The following is a 9,547-nucleotide window of genomic DNA, read 5'->3' as shown; positions in this document are numbered from 1 at the left end:
AAGCAGGAATCGGATTTTACAAGCTATTTTAAAGGAGAGAGCGCATGCCCACCCAGCAAGATTTTCAAACCCAGTTAGATTCCATATTCAAGGTCGCCAAAGAAAAGCACCTGAGCGCCATCGTCTTAAAAGCAGGCGACCTGCACCGGCTGGTCGGCGGCTACCCGGGCGCCGATCCGCGCATGGGGCTGTGCTGCGTGGTCATGCGCGAGAACATGATCGGCGGCGACGAAGTCCTGTCGGAGCCGCCCAAGGGCGTCGGCGCCACCCTGACCATCATGTATCAATTTCCACGCCCCAAATAAAAAGAGCACCCCATGAACGAGATCAAATTCGAGATCATCAAGACCATCGGCATCCTATCCACTTCCGCCAGCGGTTGGAGCAAGGAACTGAATCTCATCAGTTGGAACGACCGCGACCCCAAATACGACCTGCGCGACTGGTCGGCAGACCACAGCAAAATGGGCAAAGGCGTCACCTTGTCTGCCGAGGAACTCTCCGCGCTCAAGCAATTGCTGAACACTGTCGAAGGATAAGTGTAGGTTATTTGGGGGAGTGCGCATTCTGCCCGCAGAGGTGAAAATACCTTACTTGCACAAGTGCTCTCGCCGCCGGAAACAGCGGCGAGAATGCCGCCTTGAGCAAAGTGAAAAATAGACTTTTACAAAAAGTCTATAAAATTCAACCCCCAACGGAGAAAGCGGCATGAATGCCATTCTGATCGTTCTTATCAGCATCCTGATCCTTGTCGTCGTGTACCTGGTGAAGAAGACCGGCGCCCAAACGCGGCTCGAACTCTTCACCCCCATCGCAAAGAAATACAACGCCGAATATCAACCCGAAGAAATTCTACAGGGTGATCATCTATTCGTTCCCTATCGCCACCCGAAAGCACCCCCCACAATACACAACACCCCCCGGACACCCGACACCCGCCAAGTACAGGGACCACCACCTTGCGCCCCCCAAAAAAAAAAACCCCCCCGCCGACCCCCCACCCCCGCGCCATGGGCCGGGTGCGCATCTTAACCGCAGAGCTCGAATTGGATAAAGCACATCTGCCGCTCATTTCGTTGGCGACGGATTCTTTCTTTAAAAAGATCGTCAGCTTCGATAATGAAGACCGCGTCCACACCGGTGACGAAACGTTCGACAAGCGCTACGTTATTGAAAGCGCCGACCCCGACCTGGTGAAGAAATTATTTCCAGAAGAGACGCGCAAAAAGCTGACCGCAAAACATATCAATTCTGCCAGCTTCCTGATGAATGAAGATCATTTCAACATGGAGGTTGTCTCAGATATTGAACTTTCACCCCCCCGATATGAGCAAGCGCATCGAAGAATTCATAGACCTCGCGATCTTCTTCCTCGAACGGGCGTGGCAGTAACGCCAGCCAAAGATCAACTCAAGGAGCCCAGCATGCCCGTCCATTCGTTTCAAGTCCGCGTTCAACCGGCACTCGACCCGCCCGGTCTACGCTTGCGCGCGCAGGCATCCACCAGCGCCGGTACGATCGCCTTCGAAGCCCCCGGTTCCATTCTGACTGTGCTCGAGCCGCAAACCCAAGCCAGTGCGAAAATAGGCATCAATGGACAGTGGCTCAAAGTGCGCGACGCGAACGCGCGCGAAGGCTATGTCGCAGCCTGGTATGTGGAAGCGCTTCCCGCCGCGCCGGTGTCTGTCACGGCACCCACAGCCGAGTCCACGCCGCCAGTTTCAGCACCCAGCCCGCAGGCACTGGTCGAGGCGATCAATGCCGAGCGAGAAAAGAACAAACTCCCGGCGCTCAAGGTCAGCCCGATCCTGACGAAGAACGCCCAACGTCACGCCGACTTCATGGCAGCCAGCGGCAGCATCCAGCACGAAAGCGCCGATGGCTCACGTCCCTATCAACGCCACCTCGCCGCGGGCTACCCCCTGGCAGGCGACCTGACCCGCGGCGGCATCTGCTCCGAGAACATCGTCGCCAACCCCAACATGACCATCGCCGAGGCGCTTGTCTATTGGTATGGCGATGACCCGCACACCCACACCATGCTCGGCGACCAATACACCGAGTGCGGTGCCGGGGTGGCGTGGCAGGCGAAATGATCTATTATTGTTTCGACACCGCCCGCGCAACCTCAGCGCCTGCGGGGGTTACAACCTCAGCCGTCATTCCGCCGCCCGCCGATGCCTTCCTGGTCTACGTCCCCAAAACGCTCACCAGCGGGTTGCGCATCCGCAAACAACCCAGCCCAAGCGCCGGTCTCATCCGGGTAGCGGCGGCAGGTGAATGGCTCGCCGTGCAGGAACCCAAGTCCGCAGCCAAAGCCAAGCTGGGCAAAGAAAATCAATGGCTAAAAGTGCAAGACCAAAAGGGCAGCGTCGGCTATGTCGCAGCCTGGCTGGTCAGCGCCTCTGCCTGATATTCAACTCCATTCCACAAAGGAAACACCTTCATGAAAAAGATCTTATCCGTATGTCTATCCCTCACGCTTAGCCTTGCGCTTGTTGCTTGTAATGTACCCACCGCCGCCGAGAACGGCAGCGCCGTTTCTACAGCCGCCGCGCTCACCGTGGAAGCTGCCCTGGCTTCTGCCGCCTCTGCAACCGCCACACCCTCCAGCGCGCTTGCCACCCCGGAACCCACCCGCATTCCCGGCGTTGCCATAGACGGAACCACCGCAGAACCGCCCGCCACCTGCAAAGAAAACGCCCAGATCGTGAGCTGGAAACGAGACGGGCTCACCTACGACAAAGCCGAGGTGGATAAACGCCTCGCTCCAAATAAAGGCTTTGTCATGTCCTGGGAGATCCAGAACACCGGCAACTGCATTTGGACGCATCAATATGTCTTTATGTTCATCTCGGGCACGCCTCTCACCGCGCAAGATTCCATGCCGGTCATGCCCGCCGGGTATTCGGTGCGCACTGGCGAAACTCTCACCATCAGCGTGCAAATGAGCGCCCCGCCTGCCCCCGGAGACTACGAAACCTCCTTCAGTTTTGTTAACGAAGTCGGTGAAAGTGTCATGAACTTCGGCGTGCTCACCAACGTCGGCACACCCTCCAGCGGCAAGATCACCGCCCCCGGCAACCTGCTCTACACCTACGATTGCTCCGGCGGCATCGTCAGCATTGCCCTCAACTGGCAGGATAAATCTTCAGACGAAACTGGCTTCCGCATTTATCGTGAAGGCAGCCAAGTCGGCGAAACCTCCGCCAACGCCACCACCTACACCGACATTGCCCCCAGCCCCGGCACCTATCTTTACACCGTGGCAGCCTTCAACCCATCCGGTGAAGCGCCAGCCAACGTCACCGTCGATACCACGAACTGTAAGTAAAGTCCTTTTTATCAACAGCAAAGAGGTCATGGAGAGTGTCCATGACCTCTTTGCTGTTTAAACTCTCCAGCCAGTGACATATGACACCTGAAACAAGGCAGTGGATTTCTTATAATGAAATTCAACCCCGTTTCAGGAGGAAATATGAAAAAGCTGCAAGAAAATCCGATCATCATTTTGATGGGCATCCTCGCATCCTGCCTGGGCATCTTTGCCTTTTTCACCGATATTAACAGCATCTTCGACTTCATGACCCCCAATGAAGCCGTGCTCTCAGCCAGTCAACCGACTCCGCTGCCAACCGCCACCCTCAACCCTTCAGCCTGGAGCGGCTTACTGCATGCCCGCAAGCCGACCCTGAATGAGATCCGCGCCGAGGTGCCGCCCAGCCTGTGGGTCACCAACGGCATCGACGTGCGCGACATGCCCGCCCCCGGCACCGATCCATACAACGGGACAGTGAATGCCACGCAAGAATATTTACTCCCCGTCTACTGGTGCGCCAGCTCCGCCACCTTGCTCCAACAGAACATGGATAACATCCAAACTGCATTCACCGTGAACGGCGAAACTGTCCCGGAAAAATATATCTTCAGCTACAACTACGACACCACCAACGGCTGGAAGTGCAGCTATCACGCCGTGGTCTTTGGCGGCTGGAGCAGCTCTGCACAATATACCCTGCAGGCACATCGCACCCTGCTCACCGAGCAGAACGACGGTCAAACCACCTACCCCGCCGGGGAATATGTTTTCTCCCTGCTGGTGACGGTCAAATAAACGCTCTTCATTTCAATTACCGGAGGCAATGACAAATGCGTACATCGTGGAAGAATCTGCTTGGGCTGGTATTGCTTTGCCTCACTGCCTGCGGTGGCGAGACCACCGGCTACACCAGCGTCAATGCAGGCAATGAAAAAGTAAAGGTCTCAGCCAGCATCAACACCAATGGCGAGATCCAAGTCAGCGGCGCGTACGTGATCAAGGAATTCAATGCCGGAAAACTAGGTCGGGTGAGCTGGGAGGTCGGTATTGCACATACCTGGGATCTGGCAAAAAGCAAAAGCAACACTCTCTTCATCCTGTACGAAGATGATGGTGAGATCATTCAAAAAGAATACTACATTGGGCAGCCTTTTTTGGTCACCTTTGCCTACGATCAATGGGTACGCAGCGTGGAAGATGACGGGAATGGGAACATTGTGATTACGGTCGAACGCCGGGTTGCACCGATTTCACCTGCCGCAGCCGACCCCAAGCCAACCTCAAAGCCCCAGTCCAACAGCGGCTACTGGTGCGACGACCTTTCACTGCTCCGCCTCGAAGTCGGTGATACCGCCAGCATTTCCTACCCCAAGGTTAATTTGCGCTCCACCCCCAAAGTGCCGGATGATTATTACGCCAACATCGTCACCGAGTTGGAGAATGGCGTCGCCCTCACCATTACCGGCGGACCCGAATGCGCACACGAGGGCACCTGGTGGGAAGTCCGCACCGAATACGGCGACACCGGCTGGGTACGCGAACACACCAAAGATGGATACCTGATGAAGCCCTAAGTGCCTGCCGTTCTCAGCGAAAGAACTTTTATCAGAAGTCATCTATCGGAATATAATCAGCATTCTGCAACACAAATCCGACATCAAGGAGCGCAACGTGAACCTATCCGATTGGATCGAAGAAAACCGTTCGATGTTCGTTGAGTTAAGCAATGAGATCTGGGGCTATGCAGAATTGGGGTACAAGGAATTCAGTTCATCCAAAACATTGGAAGATGCCTTGGAAGAAGCCGGGTTCAAGCTGGAGCGCGGCGTGGCGGGCATTCCCACCGCATTCGCCGCCAGCTATGGCAATGCCGAAGGTCCCGTGATCGGCATCCTCGGGGAATACGATGCGTTGCCGGGTCTCAGTCAGGATTGTGTGCCCTATCGCAAACCGCTGGAAAGCGGCGCGCCGGGTCACGGCTGCGGACATAACATGTTGGGTGTGGCGGGTATCGCCTCCGTGATGGCGGTCAAACAAGCCATCGACTCAGGCGAGGTCAAGGGTCGCATCATTTATTATGGCTGCCCTGCCGAAGAAGGCGGCGCAGGCAAAGCCTTCATGGCAAAAGCCGGCATCTTCGACGGTGTCGATATCTGCCTGACCTGGCATCCCGATACATTTAACTCGGTGCCATACACGAACTTTCTGGCAAATTACCGCGTTATCTTTCGCTTTTACGGCAAGACCGCGCACGCCGCCATGGACCCCTTCAATGGTCGCAGTGCGCTCGATGCAGTCGAGTTGATGAACGTTGGTGTCAACTATCTGCGCGAACACATGATCCCTGATGCGCGCGTGCATTACGTCATCACCAAGGGCGGCATTGCCCCGAACGTTGTGCCCGATTTTGCCGAATCGTTATATAGTGTCCGCGCTCCCCGCACCGATCAATTGGACGCCCTCTTTGAGCGCGTTCAGGATATCGCCAAAGGTGCTGCATTGATGACTGGCACCGAAGTGGAGATTAAGGTCATTTCAGGCATGTCCAACATGCTGGTCAATGAGACCATCAATGAAACGCTGCAAGCCAAAATGGAGGAGATCGGTGCGCCAAAGTTCAGCGCGGAAGAACACGCCTTCGCACAGGAGCTTTCCAAGTCTATTCCGCCCGAGAGCCTTGAAAACAGCGCCTATGTATATGGCTTGGACGCGAAAGACGTTGCCGAACTAAAGAAGCTCGTCTTGTTCGAGGATATTTTGCCGCCCTTCAAATCTGAGATCGTCATGCCTGGCTCCACCGATGTGGGTGATGTCTCCTGGGTCGCACCAACCGGTCAGATTCTGACTGCCTGTTGGGCGTTGGGGTCGCCCGGTCACTCCTGGCAGATCGTTGCCCAGGGCAAAATGGGTATCGGTCAACGCGGCATGTTATATGCCGGGAAGGTCATGGCAGCCAGCGCATTGGAATTCATGAAGAACGATAAAGCCCGCGAGAAAGCCGTGGCAGAGTTCAAACAAAAACGCGCCGCCGCCAAATACGTCTCCCCCATCCCCGAAGGGACCAAACCGCCGCTGGATATTTAGAAATTCCTTGCCTCCTCCGAACAACCTACATATGCCCAAAGACAGGTAGATCCAGGGCAGGTTTTCGGAGGAGGCAATTTCATTTGAAGCAGATTTTGTGTACAATAGAATCAACAAAACACCGTAATAGCTGTCAACAATAGAGCACATCGGATCAAATTGTATGAATGCCAGCCCGCGAAGAACGATATATCAGAAGCTCCCGCCAAAATGGGTGGGGTTTTTGCCTGGTGTTGAATCTTCGCAAACGGGCAGCAAGAGCAGTTCACAGGGGTTCAACTCGAAGTTTACGATGCAAGGAAACGGACAAGGCGGGGATAATAAACCGCCAAACCTTGATCTCGAAAGTTTATTATGGGGAGATATGGAAGAAGCCTTCAAGGCTATCGCCCCGCAACTATATCCACTGATTGATAATGGGAAAAGCCCTATTGAAACTGAGTCTCATACAACGCGCGAATTAAAGAAAAACAGCTTCTGCCTTATCCAATTAAAGTCCTACGAAACCAGCAAGCCGGATTGGTTGTTTGGAAGAATAAAAACCTCTGTTCCAGAAAACTCGCTTCCAGAAAACCTAAGCAATGCAGAAATTTTAATTCCAGACAGAGTCAACTCAATGGGGGTTTTAAAATTAAGCTCCAAAGATGTTTATGCAAGCAGTATTGTCAAGACCTGGCAAGTTAGGGTCCACGCCTGGGTGGAAGATGCTGAATTTGAAAAGCTGGCATCGCATTCGCAAGAATTAAACAATGCAGGGTTTCGGTCGGAAAAACACACAGACTCTAATAACCTTTCAGATTTTACCGGGCTTGCATGGAGTGAGAAGAAGCTGCAGCCATGGATATATATAGTCAGTTCGGCGTGGCTATCAAAATTTGGAACCCATGAATCAAATGCGATAAAAGCAAATTTAAGATTTTTATTACAACTCAAAAATCGCATCATTATTAATCTGCTCTCTGATTCACATAAAGGACTAAATCGTTCCTGCGACCTTAAGCCCGGCAGAGACACGCCAATATTTCAGGAAGCAGAAACCCCCACCGAAGTGGTTAACATGTTGCCGGGGTTATTCTCAGATTTAATTCAGTCGCCGCTCAACTACATAGAGTAATTACATGGAAGAATCGCAAATTCATTCCGTATCCAAGACCCTCCTTCAGATTTGTATCACGGTCCTGCCTATTGGAGCTGGCGCATCAAGCTTCATTTCACAGCAGGAACATTCACCTTCCGTTTTTATCGCACTTGGGCTTGTTTGGGCGGGTCTCCTGACAATATCGTATTGTTCCTACAAACTTATCAGAGTACTACAATTCGAAGGAGGGAGTCCGGGAAAAGTTGATGAAAACAAGGCGAGGTTCGATAATAGCATTCGGTTATTTATTCTAGGCACATTGTTTCTTGTCCTCTCCCCGATCGGATTTGCCATCAATCAAATAATGCCGCCCACCCATCCAATTATCGAGTTATCCAGGCAGACTCTTGCAGTACACCAGCAAGAAGACAAATCAAAGAACCAGGAAGTCGTTTTAACGATATCTCAGTTAGACACCAGCGAGATACCAAAATCCCTTATTCATGTTGTTTCTTTAAATCAACAGTGTATTTCTGCCAGTAAAACGAATGAGATCTTACCCTGGGGAGAAAATGGCGCATGGATTACCTCCTGGCAGATTAGTACGCAAGACACTTGTCCTTTTGGAGATCAACTGATCCAGTTTGTTGTATTAAATAATGGCGAATCAATTGCCCAAACGAATTTGATCGTAAATATCACGCCGTAAATATGATCTCCACTTAATAAGATATTTATACCGGCAGCAGTAGATAAAAGGTACAACCGGGGAAATTGACCTCGTCCAGCCCTTTGCTTTCCACCCATGTTTTTCCGCTGTGCGCTCTTGCCACGCCGCGCACGATCGCCAGCCCCAAGCCGGGTCCGCCGCCTTTGAAGTTGGTGGATCCCGAAGAATGCACACTAACCGCCCCCACTTGATAGAACTTCTCGAACACCAAATCATGGTGTTCTTCATCCAAACCAATCCCCGTGTCGCGGACGGCGATGAGCGCGCCCGGCTTCCCATTCTCCATGCTGACAGGACGGGTGGAAATGCTCACCATACCGCCATCCGGTGTGTATTTGACGGCATTAACGAGCAGATGATACAACGCCTTATGGATCAATGCCGGGTCACCGTGGATAAGGGGTGTATCCGCTTCCAGTATGTGAAGCAGTTCAATGTTGCGTTCAGAAGCGGCTTTCGTTAGTCCGCTGACAACTTCGAGGATCAATTGTTTTAATAGGATCGGCGAGGCACGCAAGGTCAGGCGGTCGCTGTCTATGCGGGTGACATCCAGCATGGTGTTCACCACAGCATGCATACGGTCGGTGCCTTTCAAGATGCCGTCTGCCACGGGAGCCAGTGCAGGGTTTGCCTTCACATCCGGTGAAGACCCCAGCAAGTTAGCATACCCCTTCAGGACGGTAATGGGTGTACGCAATTCATGCGCCGCAACTTGAATGAATTCCAATTTATTACGATCCAATTGCCGGAGCACTTTGTTGGATCTCTGCAATTCCGCGATCATCACTTGGTCATTTCCACGCATGCGGTCAAAGGTGATATGGATGATATTGAGCGCCATGCGCGGACTGCGGCTGAGCATGGTTTCGAAGTGCGGCTTGTCCATTTCCAAAACAGCACAGGCGGTTTTCGTGCGCACCGTGGCAGAACGCGGCGCATTTTGGATCAATGCCATTTCCCCTACCAGGTCTCCCCTGCCCACTACACGCAAGGTGCGCTCGCCTTCATCCTCGCTGATCTGTTTGCTGATCACCGCATTGCCTTCCGCGATCACATAGAAGGTCTCTTCATATTCCCCTTCACGGCACAGGATGTGATCCGCCGGGTATTCACGCAGCTCGGTCAGCGCCGCCATTTCCGCCAACTCATCGGCGGCAAGGTCGCTGAACGCCATTTTTAAAATGGCTATTTTATCGAGGGTCTGGATTGCGCTCATAAAACCAGTATACCCAGCCACTGCCCCGCGAAATATTGCTTTTGAATGATAGATTTTAGTGACGATACTCGCCTGCCGCCATGACTTACGTCTTTGATTATGGTTTTACGCGCCTGTCTA

The 9,547-nt window shown here is 53.0% G+C and carries 12 protein-coding genes; 11 read left to right on the top strand and 1 reads right to left on the bottom strand.

Annotated features, from left to right (window positions below):
- Positions 1-44: 44 nt before the first annotated feature.
- The 11 genes from IPG80_RS13045 to IPG80_RS12995 all read left to right on the top strand — a co-directional run bounded on the left by IPG80_RS13045 (position 45) and on the right by IPG80_RS12995 (position 8,190).
- A complete protein-coding gene (locus tag IPG80_RS13045) occupies positions 45-305 on the top strand; it encodes an HNH endonuclease (RefSeq protein ID WP_345107535.1) in 261 nt (86 codons plus the stop codon).
- Between the two features lie 12 nt (positions 306-317).
- Positions 318-539, top strand: a complete 222-nt coding sequence (locus tag IPG80_RS13040; RefSeq protein ID WP_345107533.1) for a PC4/YdbC family ssDNA-binding protein — start codon at positions 318-320, stop codon at positions 537-539.
- 169 nt (positions 540-708) lie between these two features.
- Positions 709-1,032: a hypothetical protein gene (locus tag IPG80_RS13035; protein ID WP_345107531.1), complete on the top strand. Its 324-nt coding sequence runs from the start codon at positions 709-711 to the stop codon at positions 1,030-1,032.
- On the top strand, positions 1,020-2,096 hold the full coding sequence (locus tag IPG80_RS13030; RefSeq protein WP_345107528.1) for a CAP domain-containing protein: 1,077 nt from the start codon (positions 1,020-1,022) through the stop codon (positions 2,094-2,096). The genes IPG80_RS13035 and IPG80_RS13030 overlap by 13 nt, the downstream gene beginning before the upstream one ends.
- Positions 2,093-2,413: an SH3 domain-containing protein gene (locus IPG80_RS13025; RefSeq protein WP_345107526.1), complete on the top strand. Its 321-nt coding sequence runs from the start codon at positions 2,093-2,095 to the stop codon at positions 2,411-2,413. The genes IPG80_RS13030 and IPG80_RS13025 overlap by 4 nt, the downstream gene beginning before the upstream one ends.
- A 33-nt stretch (positions 2,414-2,446) precedes the next feature.
- Positions 2,447-3,334, top strand: a complete 888-nt coding sequence (locus tag IPG80_RS13020; protein ID WP_345107524.1) for an NBR1-Ig-like domain-containing protein — start codon at positions 2,447-2,449, stop codon at positions 3,332-3,334.
- Between the two features lie 144 nt (positions 3,335-3,478).
- Positions 3,479-4,114 (top strand): hypothetical protein, encoded by a 636-nt coding sequence (locus tag IPG80_RS13015; RefSeq protein WP_345107521.1) that lies wholly within the window; start codon positions 3,479-3,481, stop codon positions 4,112-4,114.
- A 35-nt stretch (positions 4,115-4,149) separates the two neighbouring features.
- Positions 4,150-4,893 carry an SH3 domain-containing protein gene (locus tag IPG80_RS13010; RefSeq protein WP_345107517.1) on the top strand — a complete coding sequence of 248 codons (744 nt, stop codon included), beginning with the start codon at positions 4,150-4,152 and terminating at the stop codon, positions 4,891-4,893.
- A gap of 97 nt (positions 4,894-4,990) precedes the next feature.
- Positions 4,991-6,403 carry a M20 family metallopeptidase gene (locus tag IPG80_RS13005; RefSeq protein ID WP_345107514.1) on the top strand — a complete coding sequence of 471 codons (1,413 nt, stop codon included), beginning with the start codon at positions 4,991-4,993 and terminating at the stop codon, positions 6,401-6,403.
- A 163-nt stretch (positions 6,404-6,566) separates the two neighbouring features.
- Complete coding sequence (locus IPG80_RS13000) at positions 6,567-7,517, top strand: hypothetical protein (RefSeq protein WP_345107511.1); 951 nt, start codon at positions 6,567-6,569, stop codon at positions 7,515-7,517.
- A 4-nt stretch (positions 7,518-7,521) separates the two neighbouring features.
- Positions 7,522-8,190 (top strand): hypothetical protein, encoded by a 669-nt coding sequence (locus tag IPG80_RS12995; RefSeq protein WP_345107508.1) that lies wholly within the window; start codon positions 7,522-7,524, stop codon positions 8,188-8,190.
- 25 nt (positions 8,191-8,215) lie between these two features.
- Here IPG80_RS12995 and IPG80_RS12990 read toward each other — a convergent pair whose 3' ends face one another.
- Positions 8,216-9,427, bottom strand: coding sequence for a cyclic nucleotide-binding domain-containing protein (locus tag IPG80_RS12990; protein ID WP_345107505.1), 1,212 nt, complete (start codon positions 9,425-9,427; stop codon positions 8,216-8,218).
- Positions 9,428-9,547: the final 120 nt, after the last annotated feature.

Source organism: Candidatus Villigracilis vicinus (genome assembly GCF_016702885.1).
GTDB classification, from domain to species: Bacteria; Chloroflexota; Anaerolineae; order Anaerolineales; family Villigracilaceae; genus Villigracilis; species Villigracilis vicinus.
Note: the sequence above shows the minus strand (reverse complement) of the source record. Positions and strands in the feature narration are given on the sequence as shown.